The sequence below is a fragment of the Collimonas sp. genome, from assembly GCF_035566555.1.
GTDB lineage: Bacteria > Pseudomonadota > Gammaproteobacteria > Burkholderiales > Burkholderiaceae_D > Collimonas.
Genome location: NZ_DATMRB010000007.1, coordinates 1 through 19,016 on the forward strand (window position 1 = coordinate 1; position 19,016 = coordinate 19,016).

General features: G+C 60.5%; 19 protein-coding genes. 7 read left to right on the forward strand and 12 right to left on the reverse strand.

What is annotated here, in order from left to right; all coding sequences use genetic code 11:
• The 8 genes from VNZ65_RS00835 to VNZ65_RS00870 all read right to left on the reverse strand — a co-directional run.
• Nucleotides 1-401, reverse strand: a 401-nt coding sequence (locus VNZ65_RS00835) for an ABC transporter permease subunit (protein WP_414649007.1), incomplete at its 3' end; no start/stop codon positions are given.
• Nucleotides 398-2,002, reverse strand: a complete 1,605-nt coding sequence (gene urtB, locus VNZ65_RS00840) for an urea ABC transporter permease subunit UrtB (protein ID WP_325665122.1) — start codon at nt 2,000-2,002, stop codon at nt 398-400. The genes VNZ65_RS00835 and urtB, both read right to left, overlap by 4 nt.
• 197 nt (nt 2,003-2,199) lie before the next feature.
• Complete coding sequence (gene urtA / locus VNZ65_RS00845; RefSeq protein WP_325665123.1) at nt 2,200-3,453, reverse strand: urea ABC transporter substrate-binding protein; 1,254 nt, start codon at nt 3,451-3,453, stop codon at nt 2,200-2,202.
• A gap of 484 nt (nt 3,454-3,937) precedes the next feature.
• A complete protein-coding gene (locus VNZ65_RS00850) occupies nt 3,938-5,020 on the reverse strand; it encodes an ionic transporter y4hA (protein ID WP_325665125.1) in 1,083 nt (360 codons plus the stop codon).
• Between the two features lie 162 nt (nt 5,021-5,182).
• Nucleotides 5,183-5,752, reverse strand: a complete 570-nt coding sequence (locus tag VNZ65_RS00855; protein WP_325665127.1) for a hypothetical protein — start codon at nt 5,750-5,752, stop codon at nt 5,183-5,185.
• A 7-nt stretch (nt 5,753-5,759) separates the two neighbouring features.
• The gene (gene dapA, locus VNZ65_RS00860) at nt 5,760-6,704 is read right to left on the reverse strand and encodes a 4-hydroxy-tetrahydrodipicolinate synthase (protein WP_325665129.1); all 945 of its coding nucleotides are present in this window, start codon (nt 6,702-6,704) and stop codon (nt 5,760-5,762) included.
• A 70-nt stretch (nt 6,705-6,774) separates the two neighbouring features.
• On the reverse strand, nt 6,775-7,005 hold the full coding sequence (locus VNZ65_RS00865) for a hypothetical protein (RefSeq protein ID WP_325665131.1): 231 nt from the start codon (nt 7,003-7,005) through the stop codon (nt 6,775-6,777).
• 270 nt (nt 7,006-7,275) lie between these two features.
• Entirely contained in the window at nt 7,276-8,211 is a 936-nt protein-coding gene (locus tag VNZ65_RS00870) for a LysR family transcriptional regulator (protein ID WP_325665133.1), read from the reverse strand.
• 112 nt (nt 8,212-8,323) lie between these two features.
• On the opposite strand from VNZ65_RS00870, the gene VNZ65_RS00875 reads away from it, so the two are divergent.
• Nucleotides 8,324-9,886, forward strand: coding sequence for an MFS transporter (locus VNZ65_RS00875; protein WP_325665135.1), 1,563 nt, complete (start codon nt 8,324-8,326; stop codon nt 9,884-9,886).
• 16 nt (nt 9,887-9,902) lie between these two features.
• Here VNZ65_RS00875 and VNZ65_RS00880 read toward each other — a convergent pair whose 3' ends face one another.
• Nucleotides 9,903-10,601, reverse strand: a complete 699-nt coding sequence (locus VNZ65_RS00880; protein ID WP_325665137.1) for an N-acetylmuramoyl-L-alanine amidase — start codon at nt 10,599-10,601, stop codon at nt 9,903-9,905.
• The gene (locus VNZ65_RS00885) at nt 10,598-11,551 is read right to left on the reverse strand and encodes a LysR family transcriptional regulator (RefSeq protein ID WP_325665139.1); all 954 of its coding nucleotides are present in this window, start codon (nt 11,549-11,551) and stop codon (nt 10,598-10,600) included. Before VNZ65_RS00885 ends, VNZ65_RS00880 begins: the two co-directional genes overlap by 4 nt.
• A 242-nt stretch (nt 11,552-11,793) precedes the next feature.
• On the opposite strand from VNZ65_RS00885, the gene VNZ65_RS00890 reads away from it, so the two are divergent.
• From VNZ65_RS00890 to VNZ65_RS00905, 4 genes are all read left to right on the forward strand, one after another.
• A complete protein-coding gene (locus VNZ65_RS00890; protein ID WP_325665141.1) occupies nt 11,794-12,717 on the forward strand; it encodes a DMT family transporter in 924 nt (307 codons plus the stop codon).
• A 1,255-nt stretch (nt 12,718-13,972) separates the two neighbouring features.
• Complete coding sequence (locus VNZ65_RS00895) at nt 13,973-15,865, forward strand: S53 family peptidase (RefSeq protein ID WP_325665143.1); 1,893 nt, start codon at nt 13,973-13,975, stop codon at nt 15,863-15,865.
• A 163-nt stretch (nt 15,866-16,028) separates the two neighbouring features.
• Complete coding sequence (locus VNZ65_RS00900; protein ID WP_325665145.1) at nt 16,029-16,229, forward strand: hypothetical protein; 201 nt, start codon at nt 16,029-16,031, stop codon at nt 16,227-16,229.
• A 64-nt stretch (nt 16,230-16,293) separates the two neighbouring features.
• The gene (locus VNZ65_RS00905; protein ID WP_061939163.1) at nt 16,294-16,509 is read left to right on the forward strand and encodes a hypothetical protein; all 216 of its coding nucleotides are present in this window, start codon (nt 16,294-16,296) and stop codon (nt 16,507-16,509) included.
• Nucleotides 16,510-16,574: 65 nt separating this feature from the next.
• Here VNZ65_RS00905 and VNZ65_RS00910 read toward each other — a convergent pair whose 3' ends face one another.
• Nucleotides 16,575-16,991, reverse strand: a complete 417-nt coding sequence (locus tag VNZ65_RS00910; protein WP_325665149.1) for a hypothetical protein — start codon at nt 16,989-16,991, stop codon at nt 16,575-16,577.
• Nucleotides 16,992-17,359: 368 nt separating this feature from the next.
• Between VNZ65_RS00910 and VNZ65_RS00915 the strand changes: the two genes are divergently transcribed.
• Together VNZ65_RS00915 and VNZ65_RS00920 are read left to right on the forward strand one after the other, a co-directional pair.
• Nucleotides 17,360-18,010, forward strand: coding sequence for a glutathione S-transferase (locus VNZ65_RS00915; protein WP_325665151.1), 651 nt, complete (start codon nt 17,360-17,362; stop codon nt 18,008-18,010).
• An 82-nt stretch (nt 18,011-18,092) separates the two neighbouring features.
• Nucleotides 18,093-18,452 carry a DUF1304 domain-containing protein gene (locus VNZ65_RS00920; RefSeq protein WP_325665153.1) on the forward strand — a complete coding sequence of 120 codons (360 nt, stop codon included), beginning with the start codon at nt 18,093-18,095 and terminating at the stop codon, nt 18,450-18,452.
• Nucleotides 18,453-18,468: 16 nt separating this feature from the next.
• On the opposite strand, the gene VNZ65_RS00925 is transcribed toward VNZ65_RS00920, so the two are convergent.
• The gene (locus tag VNZ65_RS00925; protein ID WP_325665155.1) at nt 18,469-19,008 is read right to left on the reverse strand and encodes an NADPH-dependent FMN reductase; all 540 of its coding nucleotides are present in this window, start codon (nt 19,006-19,008) and stop codon (nt 18,469-18,471) included.
• Nucleotides 19,009-19,016 lie beyond the last annotated feature (8 nt).

A 19,016-nucleotide genomic window follows, 5' to 3' on the forward strand; every position in this document is an offset into this window, starting at 1 on the left:
TTGTCGGTCAGCGACCAGAACCAGGGATAGGTTTTCCAGTCGAGGAATACCATGAAGTCCGGCAGGTTGCTCTGGTAGACGCCGTCGCGGCCGATGGCCCGCATCAGGTACATGCCGTGGGCATAGCCGCCCAGCGCAAAGAATACGCCGTGGCCGAGCGAGAGGATGCCGGTGTAGCCCCATACCAGGTCCAGCGCCAGCGCGGCCATCGCGTAGCACATGAACTTGCCGACCAGCGCCACCGTGTAGCTGGAGATGTGCAGCGCGTGGCCGGCCGGGAAGGCCAGGTTGAGGATAGGCAGCAGCGCCAGGATCACGCCGCAGACGATGATGCCGGCCCAGGCCGGACGCGAAAATAATGGCGTCTGCGTCATGGAAATTTGCATGGATGCGGTTGTCATTCGACGCTCCTGCCTTTCAGTGCAAACAGGCCTTGCGGGCGTTTCTGGATGAAGACGATGATGAACACCAGGATGGCGATCTTGGCCAGCACCGCGCCTGCCATCGGCTCCAGGAACTTGTTGACCTCGCCGAGGCCGAAGGCGGCGATCACGGTGCCGGCCAGCTGGCCGACACCGCCCAGCACCACCACCATGAAGGAGTCGACGATATAGCCTTGTCCGAGGTCGGGGCCGACATTGCCCAGCTGCGACAGAGCGACGCCGCCGAGGCCGGCGATGCCGCAGCCGAGACCGAAGGTCATCATGTCGATCTTGCCGGTGGAGACACCGACGCAGGCCGCCATGCGGCGGTTCTGCATCACCGCGCGGACGAACAGGCCAAGCCGTGTCTTGTTAAGGATCAGCCACACCGCCAGCACCACGAACAAGGCAAAGAAAATGATCACGATGCGGTTATACGACAGCACCAGCGAGCCGAGCACGGTGACGCCGCCGGACATCCAGCTAGGGTTGGCTACTTCGACGTTCTGGGCGCCGAAGATCGAGCGCACGGTTTGCATCAGGATCAGGCTGATGCCCCAGGTGCAGAGCAGGGTTTCCAGCGGCCGGCCGTAGAGCCAGCGCAGCACCAGCCGTTCCAGCACGATGCCGACGGCGGCGGTGACGATGAAGGCGGCCGGTAGCGCCACCAGCAGGTAGCCGTCCAGCGCCGCCGGGAAGTACTGGCGAAAGAGCAGCTGGCACATGTAGGTGGTGTAGGCGCCTATCATCAGCAGCTCGCCGTGCGCCATGTTGATGATGCCCATCAGGCCGAAGGTGATCGCCAGGCCCAGCGCCGCCAGCAGCAGCACGCTGCCGAGTGAAATGCCGTAGAACACCTTGCCGATGAAATCGACCGTGGCCAGGTGGCGGTCCAGCACGCCGAGGGTGCGCACGGCTTCGATGCGGACCGCGGGATCGGCCTCGATGTAGCTGCCGTCCGGGTTTTTATTGAGCAGGTTTTGCAGGGCCGGGCGGATATTGGCGTTGGTGCTGGCGGCCAGTGTCTGCACCGCGGCTTTGCGGGTGGCGGCGTCGGGCGAGTGCAGGTTGGCGGTGGCGATGACCTGTTGCAGGATGTCCTGGATCTCGGGATCGCTTTCTTTGTGGAGTGCCGTGCTGATCAGCGGGATCTGGGCCGGATCAGCGGTCTTCATGAGGTCGGTGGCGGCGGCGATGCGCAGCTTGCGGTTGGGGGAGAACAGCTTCAGTCCCGAGAGCGCGCCTTCGACCACGCCGCGCAGGCGGTTGTTGACGCTGATGCCGTCGGCGTCGTCCGGTGTCGGCAGGGTCTGGCCGGTGGCGGGGTTGAATGCTTTTGTATCGTCGACGATCAGGACGGTGCCGTCTGGCCGGGCGTAGAGGGCATCGGTATTGAGGGCATTGAGTATTTTCAATGCGTCATCGTTGGCGAGCGCGGCGATCTGGTTGACGGCGGCGATGCGGGCGTCAGGGTCGTCGCCGGCCAGCGGCTTGAGCAGCGCAGGGTCGATCGCGGCATGGGCCAGCAGGCCCTGCATGCAGAGAGCAAAAGCGAGAAGAATTTTTCTGGAGATTTTCATCAGTATTTTTTATCGCCACCTGAAAAGCAGTTATAGCGCCGCCTCAACAGCAGCTTTTGAGCTGCGACAAAAGCAGTTAAATGGGGTCAGAGTTTTTTTTCGCGGCCTTTTGCGAAAATTACTCTGACCCCATTTAACGGGCCACGGAGTACATACGGTAGGCATTCGCCTTCAAAACCCTCCAACCCTTCCAGCCATCAAAGCTTCTGCTTACCCTCATTCCCCGGAATATAAGGACTCCAAGGCTGTGCACGAATCGTGGTCTTGGTCTTGTTGACCACATTGAACTGCCCGTCAGCCTTGATCTCGCCGATCATCACTGGTTTGTGCAGGTGATGGTTGGTGGCGTCCATTTCCAGTTCATAGCCGGACGGGGCTTTGAATTTCTGGCCAGCCATGGCGGCGATGACTTTGTCGGTATCGGTGGACTTGGCTTTTTCTACAGCCTGCTTCCACATGTAGATGCCGACGTAAGTCGCTTCCATCGGGTCGTTGGTGACTACGGTGCTGGCGTTCGGCAGATTCTTGGCCAGGGCATAGGCTTTCCATTTCTTGATGAAGGCGGTGTTCACCGGGTTCTTCACCGATTCAAAGTAGTTCCACGCCGCCAGGTGGCCGACCAGCGGCTTGGCGTCGACGCCGCGCAATTCTTCCTCGCCCACCGAGAATGCCACGACCGGCACGTCGGTCGCTTTCAGGCCGGCGTTGCCCAGTTCTTTGTAGAACGGCACGTTGGAATCGCCATTGATGGTGGAGATCACCGCGGTCTTGCCGCCGGCGGAGAATTTCTTGATGTTGGCGACGATGGTCTGGTAGTCGGAGTGGCCGAACGGCGTGTACACCTCGTCGATGTCGCTATCCTTGACACCCTTGCTGTGCAGGAAGGCGCGCAGGATCTTGTTGGTCGTGCGCGGGTAGACATAATCGGTGCCCAGCAGCACGAAGCGCTTGGCGCCGCCGCCTTCTTTCGACATCAGGTACTCGGTGGCGGGAATTGCTTGCTGGTTCGGCGCGGCGCCGGTGTAGAACACGTTTTTCTCCAGCTCTTCCCCTTCATACTGCACCGGATAGAACAACAGGCTGTTAAGTTCCTTGAATACCGGCAATACCGATTTGCGCGATACCGAAGTCCAGCAGCCGAACACCACCGACACCTTGTCCTGCGAAATCAGCTGCCGCGCTTTCTCGGCAAACAGCGGCCAGTTGGAGGCCGGATCGACCACCACCGGTTCCAGCTTCTTGCCCAGCACTCCGCCGTTGGCATTGATCTCGTCGATGGTCATCAAGGCCACGTCTTTCAGCGAGGTTTCGGAAATCGCCATGGTGCCGGACAAGGAATGCAGGATGCCGACCTTGATCGTGTCCGCGGCGAAGGCGGACGGCAGCCAGGAACTGGCGGCAAGGGCGAAAGCGCCGAGTGCGGTGGCTTTCAGAACGGTGCGACGTGACATGATTTTTCTCTCCCTGTAGTGAACTATGCTGTAGTGAAATATGAACAAGCAGCTGTAAAGCAAACCATGAAGCCAGAACAAAAAATCGGACAAAAAAAAGCAGCGCGCCTATGGCAGCCGGCGAGACACCGGAATGCATCGGCTACTACATCGCTATAGCAGAATGCATGCCAATGGCCTGGCAAGGCGTGTAGCGGCGATTTTTATACCGGGGCTTAAATTTGAACGAGGCAGCAGGGCTTCGGGGTAAGGCCGCGCGCCCGGATTTGGTGAAATCGGCCGGCGTGGCGAAACAGCTGCACCAGCATGGTGCCAAAAAAGAAACAGGCCGCCCGCTGAACTGCAGACGCTGCGCATCGGTGCAAAAGTCGGGAGATAGGGGAGACAGGGAAAGAAACGAGAACGGCAAGGGAAGAACGAAAACCGTGTCAGCCGGATTAGTCTGCGCTAATCCGGCCTTGGAACTGCGGGGGCGCTTGGTCGTTCAGGGCACAATCGTGGTGAACAGGTAGACCGCGAAGATCACCAGATGCACCGTGCCTTGCATCACCGTGGTGCGGCCGGTGCCGAGCGACAGGGTGGCGACGATGAAAGACAGCAGCAACAGCACGGTGGACTTGATATCCAGGCCGAGCGACAGCGTCAGGCCGGTAGTCAGCGAGACGATCGCCACCGCCGGAATGGTCAGGCCGATGCTGGCCAGCGCCGAGCCCAGCGCCAGGTTGAGGCTGGTTTGCAGGCGGTTGGCGCGTGCCGCCCGCACTGCCGCCAGGCCTTCCGGCAGCAGCACTACGGCAGCGATGATGATGCCGACCAGGGTTTTCGGCGCACCGATGCTGGCGACCGCGGTTTCCAGCGCCGGCGCCAGCGACTTCGCCAGTAATACTACGGCGCCGAGGCAGACCAGCAGCAGGCCGGCGCTGATGGCCGCGATTTTGCCGGATGGCGGCGGCGCATGCACGTCTTCATCGGCGATGGCTTCCTGCGGCAGGAAATAATCGCGGTGGCGCACGGTCTGCACCAGCACGAAGGTGCCATACAAAATCAGGGAAATGATGGCGATGAAGGCTAGCTGGCTTTTGCTGTAGAACGGTCCCAGCGCGCTGGAAGTGTAGTTCGGCAGCACCAGCGTCAGCACCGCAATCGCCGCCAGCGTCGCCAGCGAGGCGCTCACGCCCAGCAGGCCGAAGCTTTGTTCCTTGTGGCGGCTGGCGCCGACCAGCAGGCAGATGCCGACAATGCCGTTGAGAATGATCATGATGGCGGCAAACACAGTGTCGCGCGCCAGCCCGGTGGTTTCCTCGCCGCCGGCCAGCATCAGCGAGACGATCAGCGCCACCTCGATCAGGGTCACCGCCAGCGCCAGCACCAGCGTGCCGTAGGGTTCGCCGACGCGGTGCGCGACCACTTCAGCGTGGTAGACCGCCGCCAGCACGCTGCCGAGCAGGCCGGCCACCAGCAGTAATGTATAGAAGCCGCCCAGGCTGAAGCTGGCGCCGCCCAGCAAAAGCCAGCCGGCGATCGGGGCCGCAATGGACCATATAGGGAGTACAGGGGAAATTTTCATAAGGCGATTGAACACTTAACAAGCTTTTTTTGCAAGCATTGTGTGCAGCCTGTGTTTGCCAACGGCGGAGCAGGCTATCCTGTGCGTCGCGAATCGGTAGGAATTTCACTGAAATTCTGTCGGATTTGTCTCTAATTTCTGCCCGCATGCGGGCGCCGGCACTCAGGCGCTGCAGCAGTGGCCGTACAGCGCCTGGTATAAGGCGCCGACCGAGACGTCGTCCCGCTTTGTCGCCGACAGATGTAGAAAACGCAAGCTGCCGATGCCGGCCGACAGGACCGACATGACATGTTGTCCGGCCGCGCTGTCGTCGATCAGGGCTATCACCGGCAAGTCCGGCTTGAGCTGGCTGGCAGCACGCATGCTGGCAGCCAGTGGCCCGTCCGCCTGCCAATCTTCGGCGGCAATGGCGAACAGGGCCAGGTCGGCGTTCGCCAGCGCAGCGCGCGAGCCGGCATCGTCGTGTTTCGGCAGGTGGACCAGGATGTCGTGATAGCTGCTTTTGGCGGCGGCCAGTTCAGCGCCGACATCCTTGGCGGCGATGCCGCGGATTTCAGCGCCGGTCTTGATGGCAGTCGCCAGCCAGCCGGCCTGCGGCATTTTCGGATTTTGATAAACCAGCAACACATTACGCCCGGCGCGTGCCCGCCGCCGTGCTATCGCTGCAGCCAGCGAAGCGGCGATATCGGTTGCAACGGTAGAGACATGTTCAGAAGCGATAGTCAGGATCATGAACGGCTCATCTCACCAGCCCCAGTTGCCGCGATCGGCCGCCGGCGGCGTATCCCTGCTTTTCGATTTTCATCGCAAACGGCAGCGCCATCAACTCGTCCAGCGCGCGCGCCAGCTTGACCCGGCCGACCGCCGACATCGGCGTCATCGGCAAGCGCAGCTCATCCTGGATGTGGCCCTGCAGCGCCAGCGCGGCTTTCACCGGCGCCGGGTTGGGTTCGGAAAACAGCAGCTGGATCACCGGCAGCAACTGCTTGAAGAGGGTGCGTGCGCGTTCGATCTGGCCGGCCCGCAGCAGTTCGAACAGGCGCACGAAAAGATCCGGCCGGATATGGGCGGCGGCGGAAATCGCGCCGTGGGCGCCCAGGCAGAGCGTGCTGAACAGCGCGGCGTCGTCGCCGCACAGGATGTTCAGGCGGCTGTGATGGAGCAGTTCCGTGGTCTGCGCCAGGCTGCCGCCGCACTCCTTGATGGCAACGATATTGGCCTGGCATTCCAGCGCGATCACCGTGGCCGGCTCGATGTTGACGCCGGTGCGGGAAGGAATGTTGTACAGCACCACCGGGTGCTGCGCCGCCGCGGCGACGGCTTCGAAGTGCAGCCGTATGCCTTCCTGCGACGGCCGTACATAGGACGGCGCCGACACCAGGAAGCCAGCCGGCTGCAGCGTGTTCAGATGGCTGATTCTTTCGGCCACGACGCGGGTATCGCTGCCGCTGACGCCCATCAGCACCGGGCAGCGGTTTTGCACCGCTTCGATGACGCCGCACAGCAGCTTGTCCTGTTCGTGTTCATTCAAGGTGGCCGCCTCGCCGGTGGTGCCGCACACCACCAGTCCGTGGATGCCGGCGCCGGACAGGTTCAATGCGAGCTGCTGCGCGCTGTAAAGATCCAGCTTGCCCTGGCGGAAAGGCGTGACGAGAGGAACCCAGATACCTTCGAAGGTGGTCATGATGTTCTGATTTCAGTAAGAGTTGAAAATGTTTTGCAGCAGAATGCCGGTGGCGGCAGGGGCTGGGCGCTTATGCAGGCAGCATCGGCGTGATGCGGCCGAATTCGGCCTGCGGCAGGGCGCGCATGATGTTGCCGATGACGGAGTCTATCGATTTCTTGTTCAGGCACAGCGAGAATTTCATCTTGCTGGCATGCTCCACCGGCTTGACGCGCATGTAGACCATGAGGTCGCCGCAGGTGCTGACGATGACCCGGCGCAGCTCAGACACCGAGGCGGTATCGACCGTGATCAGCATCATGAAATCTTTTTGCGTGGGGAGATGTTGTTGGCGCTTGAAGCCGAATTGTTGCGGGAGCGGAAAAGGCAGGACGGCGGCTTGCATTTTTCTTGATACAGCTTCTGGAAGCAATGAGAAGTGCCATGTCGATGCTGCTGAAATTACCTGATTCATAGATGGGTTCTACTGGTCGTTTTGGTAGTTACAGATTAGCAGCGGCGACGTAAAGATTCTCTAAAAAGGGATGGTGCAGTTGTAAACAATCCGTAAAAAATGGCGTTATAGACAGCCTCAGCCGCGATCTTGCCTGTTGCGCTTGCGTGGGGCGGCAGCGGCGCCTGCGGCCGGCATGCTGGCACGCAGGAAGTCGACAAACACGCGCAAGCGCGGCAGCATGTGGCGGCTGGAAGGCCATAGCACCGAGAAGCTGCCGTGGCTGACCGCGTAGTCGTCCAGAACCGTACACAAACGGCCGTCGGCCAGCGCTTCCTGCACCACGAACGAGGGCAGGTAGGCCAGCCCGAGGCCGTTCACGGTTGCGGCCAGCAAGGCTTCGATGTTGTTGCAGGTCAGGGTCGCCGGCAGCCGCAGTTCGGGTGCGCCTTGCTCGCTGCGCAAGATCCAGTCCTGCAGCTTGCTGCTGGAGAGGAATTTGTAGCGCAGGCAGGCATGCCGCAGCAGGTCTTGCGGCCGTTGCGGCCGGCCCTGGCGGCGCAGGTAGTCGGGCGCGGCGCAGATCATGAAACTATAGGGCCACAAGGTGCGCGCCAGCAGGCGCGAATCGGCCAGGCTGCCGCTGCGGATCACGGCATCGAATCCTTCTTCGATCACGTCCACCATGCGGTCGCTGAAATCGAGGTCGAGTTCGACTTCCGGATAAGCCTGCATGAAGGCCGACAGCTGTTTGCTGAGCAGCCGGTAGCCGACCGCGGGCAAGCTGATCTTGAGGCGTCCGCGCGGCGCTTCGGTCGATTTCAGCAGTTCGTTTTGCGCATCCTCGATATCGTCCAGGATGCCACGGCAGCGCTCGAAGAACAGCGTGCCTTCGTCGGTCAGCCTGATTTGCCGCGTGCTGCGATGGAACAGACGCACCCCGAGTTTCGCCTCCAGCCGGGCAATGCTCTTGCCGATGGCCGAAGCCGACACGCCCAGCTGGCGGCCGGCCGCCACGAAGCTGCTGGTTTCGGCGGCTTGCACGAAGGCCGCCAGGCCGCTCAGGCTATCCATGCATGGTCTCCATTAAGGATATTTTGTCCGTATATAGCGGACATTCAAGTGATTTAAACATGATTAAAGCCACTATATCATCCAAATCACTTGATCCGAAAAGGAAGCCTTCATGCCCGATACTCTCCATTCCAGCGCTGTCCGTCCGCCGCTCCAGCGCTTCCTGATGCTGGGGGCGGTCTGCCTGGCAGCCTTGGTGCTGCCGCTCAGCTTTACCGGCCCGGCGCTGGCGACGCCGGCGATTGCCAAGGCGCTGGGCGGTAGTCCGATCGCCCTCAACTGGATCACCAACGCCTTCATGCTGGCGTTCGGCAGCTGCCTGATGGCGGCCGGCGCACTGGCCGACAGCTATGGCCGCAAGCGCGTGTTCATCGCCGGCATCGGCGCTTTCGCCTTGAGTTCGCTGGCGCTGGCCTGGGCCCCTGACATTCTCTGGCTGGATCTGTTGCGGGCGTTGCAGGGAGTGGCCGGCGCCGCCGCCTTTTCGGGTGGCATGGCGGCCCTGGCGCAAGAGTTCGACGGCCATGCACGCACCCGCGCCTTTAGTTTGCTGGGCACTACTTTCGGCGTCGGCCTGGCGTTCGGGCCAGTGCTGGCCGGCGCCATGCTGCAAGGTTTCGGCTGGCGCGCCGTCTTCCTGTGCGTGGCCGCGTTTGCCGCGCTGGCGCTAGTGGCCGGTTTGCGCTGCATCCGCGAATCGCGCGATCCCGGTGCCAGCGGCCTGGACTGGCCGGGGGCCATCAGCTTTACTGCCGCCCTCAGCTTGTTTACCTATGGCGTACTGGGCATCCCGCAAAGCGGCTGGAGCAGCCGTCCGACCTTGCTGCTGCTGGGCGCCGCGCTGCTGTTGCTGTTGGTCTTCATCGCGATTGAAAACCGGGTGCGGCGGCCGATGCTGGATTTGTCCCTGTTCCGTTACCCGCGTTTCGTAGGCGTCCAGTTCCTGGCGGCGGCTCCCGCCTATTCGTATGTAGTGCTGCTGGTGTTGCTGCCGCTGCGCTTCATCGGCATCGAAGGTTACAGCGCGATGCAGGCGGGGCAGATGATGATGGCGCTGTCGGCGCCGATGCTGGTGCTGCCGTTCATCGCCGGTATGCTGACGCGCTGGATTTCTGCTGGCGTGATTTGCGGCGCCGGTTTGCTGATCTGCGCTGGCGGCCTGCTATGGCTGGCGCAGGTCGGTCCAGGGCAGGCCACCGGACTGCTGCTGTCGATGCTGCTCATCGGCTTTGGCATCAGCCTGCCATGGGGCTTGATGGACGGACTGGCAGTCAGCGTCGTGCCGAAGGAGCGGGCCGGAATGGCTGCCGGCATCTTCAGCACTACGCGGGTAGCGGGCGAGGGCGTCGCGCTGGCCATCGTTGCGGCGATTCTTGCCGCATTGGTGCAGGCGCGCTTGCAAGGCTTGCCTGGTCCGGCGGCGCCGCAGCTGGCCGAAGCGGCGCAGCGGCTGGCGATGGGCGACATGCCGCAGGCTTTGCAATTGCTGCCGCAAGCCAGCCGTGCGTTATTGTTGCAGGGCTATGCCGAGGCCTTCCATATCCTGCTATGCATCCTGGCCGGGATCACGCTGCTGTCGGCGGCGATGGTGTTCGGCTTTCTCAGCCAGCCGCACGTGCCGGCAGCCAGGCGGCAGGCGGAGCTCATCAAGGAGGAAGAGGCGGAAGCCGCCTGATCTGTGCAACAGCCTGCTATTCCGGCTGGGACAGGCACTGGCGGATACCGCCGGCGATCGCGCCGGCGGCGCGCTCGGCAAACTGCGGCGCCGCCAGGCGCGGTTCTTCATCGGGATTGGCCAGCACGCCGACCTCGATCAGCAGCGCCGGCGATTGCGCGGTTTTCAGCACCACCAGATCGTCAAAACGATGTATGCCCAGAGCGCTGTCGATCAACGGCCGGTTTTCGCCGGCTATCGGGGTGGCGTGATACAGCGACGGATGTTCGCCGATCGCCTGCATATGGCGGCTGATGTCTTTGGCGCATTCCAGGCTGCGTCCGTATTGCGGCTTGCTGGCGGATACGAATAGCGCATAGCCGGAAAACTCGCGGCTCCTGCCTGCATCCAGCCAGGCCTGTTGCATCGAGTCATGATGGATCGAGACGAACAGTGCGGCGCCGCTGCTGGCCTTGGTGCGCGCCTGCAGGGATAGCGGCGAACCGGCCGCGGCGACGTCGGTCACCTGCGCTCCCTGGATGCGCAAGGCTTTGACCAGGGCCACGGCCAGCTGCCGGTTGAGATCGAATTCGCGCTTGCCGGCCGGGCCGGTGGCGCCCGGCTTTTCAGCGCTGTGGCCGGTATCGATCACCAGTTGCTGCGCGCTGCAGAGAGTGCTCAGCCCGTACAGGCAAACCGCCAGCAGCGCTGCTTTGCCTGGCTGGGTGCGCCTCATGTGCTGATCGCCAGCCGCGGACGTTCCAGCGGCTTGAGGTCTGCCGCCAGATGTTGCACCAGATAATCGATGAACACCCGCATCTTGGGCGCCAGGTAGCGGGTCGGCAGGTATTGTATGTAGGCGGTGCCTTGGTAGGCCGAGACGAATTCCCAGTCGCTCAGCAGCACTTTAACCAGGCCCTGTTCGATCGCGCTGCGCGCGGTGAAGTAGGGCAGGCAGGCGATCCCCAGGTGCTGCAGCACGCCTTGCAGCCGCGCTTCGCTATGATTGACGACGTAGCGGCCGCTGATCTTGACGATGGTGGCTTCGCCCTTGTGCAGGAAGCGCCAGTCGGCGTCGCCCGGGGTTTCTCCCAGCGACAGGCAACTGTGGCCGCACAAGTCTTGGGGCTGGCGCGGCGTGCCATGCCGCGCCAGGTACTCTGGCGTGGCGCACAACACCTGCGCCACCGACATCAGCGGCCGCGCCGCCAGTCCTTCGACCGGATGGCGGGTGATCTGGATCACCAGGTCGGCATCGTCGTCAAGCAGGTTCAGCTGGCGATCGTTGAGAATCAGCTGCATGTCGATCTGCGGATACTGCTTCAGGAAACCCGGCACCAGCGGCGCCACCACCGCCTTGCCGAAGGCCTTAGGCATGCCCACCCGCAGCAGGCCGCGCGGCGCCGCAACGAATTTGTCGGCAACCTCCATCGCGGCCTTGGCGGCGTTGACCATCTCCTGACAACGCTGGAAGGCCTCGTTGCCGGATTCGCTCAGGCGCAGCTTGCGCGTGGTGCGTTCCAGCAGCCTGACCGCCAAAGCCTGTTCCAGCCGCGACACCTGGCGGCTGACGGCCGACGGCGTCATGCCCAGTTCCGCTGCCGCGGCGGAAAAACTGCCGGTTTCCACCACACGCACGAACACCGCCATATCCGGCATCAGCTTGATGTATCGATGATTGCTCATTTATTCCCGTTGGGTACAAGTGTTGTTCCGAGCCGATAGATTATCGTATCTGCCCTAGTAAAACATAATAAGCGCTGGCGTGGAGCACGCCAACGTCTTCCCGCTCCGCGGCTTTTCATATGAATGCAGCAGCAACGATTCTTGCCGTTTTATCCTAGGCGAATTTGCCTTTGCTTCCGCCTGGCTCCACGCCGGGCGGGATTTTTTTCCACCGAATGCGGCGGCGACGCCGGCGACAAACCATGCAAGTTCCGGCATCCTCTTCCACCGTTCTCCCAAAAAAAATCTGGATCGCCGACTTGCTGCTATTGCTGGTCGCGGTGGTCTGGGGCACCAGTTACGGTGTTGCCAAACAGGCTCTGGTGTTTTATCCGGTATTCGGTTTCCTGGCGCTGCGCTTCGGCATGACCTTCCTGCTGTTGCTGCCCAGTCTGCGCCAGCTGACGCAGCCGCAAGGCAGGGCGGCCTTGCGCGCGGGTTTGCCGCTAGGGGCGATCCTGCTTGCGATATTGACATGCGAAACTTTCGGCGTCGCCCTCACCAAAGCCTCGAATGCAGCTTTTCTGATCAGTCTGTGTGTCGTATTTACGCCACTGGCAGAATGGCTGCTGATGGCGCGGCGCCCTACCGCCAGTGCTTTCCTGATGGCCTTCGTCTCGCTATCCGGCACCTGGCTGCTGACTTACGGCAGCAGTTTGACATTCAATCTGGGCGACGGCCTGATGCTGGCCGCTGCCTTGCTGCGCGCGGTAATGGTGTGCATGACCAAGCGCCTGACGCAAAACCGCAGCATGTCGACGCTGACCTTGACTGCGGTGCAATCCGGGGTGGTCGGTCTGGGCTGCCTGCTGATCGCCGGCCTGTTCATGCGGGGCGGACTGCCGCCCCTGCCCAGCGCTGCCGGCTTCTGGATGGCCACGCTGTACCTGGTTTTGTTTTGCACCATCTTTGCCTTTTTTGCACAGAACTACGCTGTCCGCCAGAGCGATCCGACGCGGGTGTCCCTGCTGATGGGAAGCGAGCCGGTGTTTGGCGCGCTGTTCGCGGCTTTCTGGCTGGGCGAGCAACTGAGTCTCATGTCCTGGTTCGGCGGTGCGCTGATCGTTGCCGCAAGCGTATGGGCGAGCTTGCCGCGTTCGCTATTTATCGCGCGGCTGGCAAAATAAATGTTCGTTGCCATGTAACATCCAGAGCAGCGGGCAAGACCGCATTTGACTAAATGATTTCATCTTTTCCGCAATGGACGCCGGAGCATCCGGGGGATGAAAACCATCTATGGGCGGCGATAATGCTGTGGGTTTGATTCGTCGGCAGAATTTCAGCTGCGTCCATCATCCAGTGCATGGTTTGACATTTGAATTCTGGTGTGCACATTCAAGCTTTATCAGATGCCAACTAAATTATCCGAGACAGAAAAGCCGCTCTAATAAATTCTGTTTACATGTATCTGAAGCTGTCATATGATTAGTTCCAATAACTATACAGACCTGTATGTACATAAGCAATTTTTCATAGGGCTGTTGATGTTCAAGAAGCATGAATTTGATATTTTCATATCTTTTCATGTCTCTGCCGCAGAGATAAAAAACGATAAATATTAAATAGTAAATTGTTGGCTTGGAACCTGCTGTTGCAAGTAGAACCCTGCCGATTTTTACGGAGATCAATTAAGTAAGCAGGTCGTTGTCGAGACCTGTGTCTGGACCAATATCCTCGGTGCTCCCGCCGTTTGTTCCGCCTGCTCCCCGCGGGCGGAACGTTTTTTTTCCTGCTGATGGTGCTATCTGCTGGCGCCGGCTTTTTCCAGTACAGTGTTTTGTAGGTAATGGCGCTTCAGAAATGGTGAATTTTCGTGCCAGGCTAGGCGCGAAAAGGCGCGGCCGGCCAGGCGCCGTTTCTGAAGTGTCATTATCTGCAAGACACTGCGCTAAATATGTAAAACAGTCGATGAAAATGAGATTTTCTTCTGTCGAGAACGCGAACGAAATACGCGATTCGATAGAAGAAAATATCAGACTATTTTGTATTGCCACTCGGAAATAAATGATTTATTCTGATTCATCGAAAAAGCATATTGAAGTTGCAGGAACAAGATGCATAGCGTTGATTTTTTACACGGCGCCCGCTCCAAAAGAGTAACCGGCGCCGCTGTTAATCCTCAAGAGGGAAGTCCCATGATTTGCGTCAGACCCGATTTGAAATTTCTGCTTTTGCACGCGCCGCATGCATGTCGCGCCACAGCTCCCCCATCTTCCGGCACAGGCGGCGTTAACGCTGTCGCCAACCCCTTAACGGACTAGCGCCGTTATCCGCTGCAGCGCTACCCGCGTTGCAGACTCCAGCGCCAACATCCTTTGCATTGCAGATCGCCCTGCAAGGCTGTGGCGTCCTTCATTTGTTCCATTCAAGAGGAATAAGTATATGAAATCGAGAATCAAAGCAGCGAAAGTACCAGCAGGAAGTTTCAAGTTCCCCCAGGCTTCGGCGTTGTCTATCGCGCTGTCGCTGGTGTTTGCATCTTTGTCCGTGCACGCTGCCGTGGCTGACAACAGCACCTGGGTAGCGACCAAGACCCAGGCTTTCCTGCCGCAGGTCCAGGCCAATCAAAAGAGCGTGGCTGCCGACGCCAGCATAGCGACCCCGGCGGAATCCGCCGTGCAGCTGGCGCAAGGTGAACCGGTGCATGTGACGCTGAGCCTGAACCTGCGCAACGAAGCCAAGCTCGACCAGTTCCTGCAAGACCTGCATACCCCAGGCAGCGCTGCCTACGGCAAGTTCCTGACGCCTGTGCAATTCAATGAAAAGTTTGCGCCGACAGAAAAAGATGTGGCTGCGGTGGTGGCCCATCTGAGCAAATCGGGTTTCATCAACATCGCTGTCTCGCCTAACCGCCAGCTGGTCTCGGCCGACGGTACCGCGGCGACCGTGCAAGCCGGCTTCCGCACCGGATTGAAACGCTTCCAGCAAGACGGCCGCAATGTCTTCGCCAATACCGATGCAGCACAAGTGCCAGCTGCCCTGAGCAACATCGTCGGTTCGGTGCTCGGCCTGCAAAACGTCGCGCTGGCGCAGACCCATCACCGTTTCGTGCTGGATGCCGCGCCAGGCAGCACGCTGCAAGCCAAGGCCACGCCGGCTGCAACGCCGGTGGCGACACCGCACAGCCCGGTAGAGTTTCCTGCGCTGTATAACGTCGGCACCACGCCGACTGCTTCCAACACCACCGTCGGCATCATCTCTGCCGGCGACATCAGCCCGACGATTACCGACCTGAAGGCATTCACCACTGCCAAGGGCCTTGCCACTGTCAATACCGCCATCGTCCAGACCGGTCCTGCCGGCAGCGACTACAGCGATACTTCCGGCCAGGTCGAATGGAATCTGGATAGCCAGACCATCACCGGCACTTCCGGCGGCGTCAAGAAACTGATTTTCTACGCGTCGCCAGACATGCAGTTCAGCAGCATCACAGCTTCCTACAACAAGGCAGTGACTGACAACGTGGCGAAAGTCATCAACGTCTCGCTCGGCGGCTGCGAAGCAGACACCCATAGCACCGGCACCCAGGCGGCCGACGACAAGGTATTCAAGCAGGCGGTTGCACAAGGCCAGACCTTCTCGATCTCTACCGGCGACGCCGGCACCTACAACTGCCAGACCAGCTCGATTTCCGGCGCGCCTGGCGTACCGAAAAACAAATCGACCTATGACGTCAGCGAACCGGCCAGCTCGCCGTACGTGATCGCGGTCGGCGGCACCACGCTGTACAGCAATGCCGGCGCCTACAGCAGCGAAACCGTGTGGAACGAAGGCCTGAGCGCAATCGGCGTCTACGACGACCAGGGCGATTCCGATCCTACCAAGCGTCTTTGGGCAACCGGCGGCGGCTACAGCAAGTATGAGGCAGCGCCTAGCTATCAGTCTGGCGTGATCGCCAGCGGTAAGACCACCCGCGGCCTGCCGGACATCGCCTTTGATGCAGCCAGCGCCAGCGGCGCCACCATCTACTACAACGGTCGTACCGGAACAGTAGGCGGCACTAGCCTGGCGGCGCCGATCTTCAGCGGCGTCTGGGCGCGCCTGCAATCGGCTAACGCCAACGGCCTGGGCTTTCCGGCAGCCAGTTTCTACAAGTACTTCCCGCTGGCGGCCAACGCTGGGCTTCTGCATGACGTCACTTCCGGCACCAACGGCGCCAGCAGCTCCTACGGCTACAAAGCCGCCAAGGGCTGGGATGCGGCGACAGGCTTCGGTAGCTTGAACATCTCTAACCTGAATACCTTCGTCAAGAACACTTCGGATTTTGCGCGCTGATCGGCAAAGCAGTCATCCGGATTTTTTGTAGAAGTTGAGCTGGACCTCACCGCTGCGGGCATTCCGGTTCGCGGCGGTGATGCAACAACAGTAGCAACGGCAGCAATGGCGAAGTCTGCGTAATGTGTTTTTACAGAATGGTGATGACGTACGGAGAAGCGAGATGAAAAAATCGAATCTGGCCTGGCTGGGTGCGGCGTTTGCTTTGGGTGTCGGCAGCATTTATGCGGTCTGGGCAGCCGAGGATTCGGGCACGGCAAAGCACACAGCCAGCGCGGTTGCCGCACAGGGCAAGGGCAGCTCTCCAGGCGCGGCATCGGCGCAGCCAAAAGACGCCGTCAATATCAATCCGTTTGGAAAATAGTCATGACAGGCGCGTATTCAGAGCGCCTGCAGCAAACCAGCATGTGTAGAAGGAAGAATCAGCAATGACCGCATATCTGCAGCGACAAGACCGGCTGGCGCTGGTGACCCAGGCTACCGCAAACGTGACCGGCAAACGCTATTGTTCGCACCATCAGGGCGAAGTGGCGGTGACCGAGGGCGACTTCGTGATGCGCAACAAGTCGCGCCGCTGGATTTGCTTTCGCTGCCAGGAACGCAGCCAGGCGCATCGCGATGCGCTGCTGAAACGGGCAGGGTAATCCGGCCAGGCGAAAAAAAATCGCCAAGGCATGGCGATTTTTTTGCCGGCAGGCCGCGCTGCGGCCTAGCGGAATGCCGCCAGCGGATCGTACTGTTGTCCTGAAAGCTCTTCCTGTTCCTTGGCCTTCGCGCCATTCCTGATGAAGTTGACCGTCGTGACGCGCCATTCGCCGCGTTGCAGCTTCCAGCCGTGGATCACTTTTTGCCAGCCCGGCTTCAGATAATGCTGGTCGGTGCGCGCCAGTTCCCAGTGACCTGCTTCCCATACGTACCAGCCATCCACGTAATCCCAGAACCCGGGGCTCCACACCAGTCCGGCGCGCGAATGCGGCTCGGCTTCCTGCTTGGCCGGCGGCGGCGGATTCTTGAGGATCGGGGCAGGGCCGCCCGGTGCAGGGCTGGCCGGCGCCTTGTTCGAGGGAGCCACGAAAGACGAAAAACGTCCAGAGATGATTGCTGCGATGCTGAGATGCTGTTTCATATGCGCTCCTGAATGTTTCCAGTGCTATCGATTGTACGAAGCGCGACCCCAAAAAATGTGTCCTGTGCATTTACTTACACTTTTCACCGCTCATTTACAGCGGCTAGCCAGGGCGGACATGCGTCATGGCTGCCGGTTTCGATGTGATTTACCTATGAAAAATGGCCCTGTGTAGTGTTTCTGGCTAACCGCCAAGACGCTGCGCGTGCTTTGTCGATAAGACAATAAAACCGCGTTTTCTGCCATCCAAATAGAGGATTTCGACTAGCCCGGCAGACGAAAAAGCCGGATTTGTTTCTTAATGTGTCATCGCTCCTTGGGATATATTAGGCGTTCCAATCGCTGCTTAAAATCAAAAGGAAAGCGCCATGACAGAGACACGCCGCGTCACTTTTTTTCATTGTCCGAATACCCGCTCCAAGGGCACCCGCATCCTGCTGGAAGAACTGGGCGCCGACTATGAGCTGCACGCCCTCAACATGAAAGCCGGCGAGCAGCGCAGCCCGGCTTATCTGGCGGTCAACCCGATGGGGAAGGTGCCGGCAATCCGGCATGGCGACGCCCTCATCACGGAGCAAGCTGCGGTATACCTGTACCTGGCGGACCTTTACATGGACAAGGGGCTGGCGCCGGCGCTAGACGATCCCTTGCGCGGCCCTTATCTGCGCTGGATGGTCTACTACGGTTCCTGTTTTGAGCCGGCGCTGATCGACCGTGCACAGAAAAATCCGCCGGCATCGCCATCGACGTGTCCCTACGGCGATTTCGACACCATGCTGAAGACGCTCACCGACCAGTTGCAGAAGGGGCCGTACATGCTGGGCGAGAAGTTCAGCGCTGCCGACGTCCTCTGGGGCACGGCGCTGACCTGGACCACCGGTTTCCAGCTGGTGCCGATGTCGCCGGTGATCCAGGCGTATATCGACAGGATCAATGCCCGCCCTGCGGTGCAGCGGGTGACTGCTTTGGATGCCGAGTTGTCGGCGCAGCTCGCCAGCCAGGCTGCAGCGAAACCTTAGGCCAGGCTAGCGCAGTAAAAACCGTCGGCCTGCGGCCATGCCACATGAATAAATCAAATAATCCAATAATAGGGAGCCTGTCTTGAATACTGTCGTCAACCTGCTGATCGCCTTGGTCGCTCTACTGCATGTATATTTCCTGGTGCTCGAAATGTTCTTGTGGGATAAGCCGTTCGGCCGCAAGACATTCAAGCTGACGCAAGAGTTTGCCACTGCCTCGAAAGTGCTGGCCGCCAATCAGGGACTGTACAACGGCTTCCTGGCCGCAGGCCTGGCGTGGGGCATCTGCCTGGGGAGCGAGGGCCTCGCGATCAAGATCTTTTTCCTGACCTGCGTGATCGTCGCCGGCATCTTCGGCGGCATCACGGTCGGGCGCAAGATCTTGTTCATACAGGCATTGCCGGCTGCGCTTGCACTGGTCTTGCTGCTGGCGTTCCGCTAATTCTGCAAACTAAAAACTAGAGCCCCGCTGCGCGGCCGGCGGTCACTGCGGCGCACAAGGCCGCCAGTGCGGCGCGCAATGCGGCGGAAATTTCCGGATCCGCGGCAATCTGCTCTTCGCTCAAGCCTGAACCCAGGATAGGCACGGTGACCGAAGCCTGTTCGACGATCTGCGCCGACATCATCGTGACAATCTCTCTGAGCGACGCCTGGGCATGCACAGCGCGCGGCGAAGCATTCAGCAACGCTACCGGCTTGAACACGAAAGCTTCACAGCCGACCATCCAGTCCAGCGCATTTTTCATGACGCCGGTGATGCCGTGCGCATATTCGGGACTGGCGATCAGCAGGGCATCGGCGCCGATGATCTGAGCGCGCAGGGCGGCCACCGGCGGCGGATCGCTGGTTTCGATATCGGGATTGAAGAGCGGCAGATCGCCCAGGCTGCGACACAGCTCGACGCTGGCGCCGGCCGGCGCCAGGCGGGCCATGGCGCGCAGCAGGGCGGAATTATGCGAGGCGGCGCGCAGGCTGCCTGAGATTGCGAGGAGTTTCATGTCGCCCG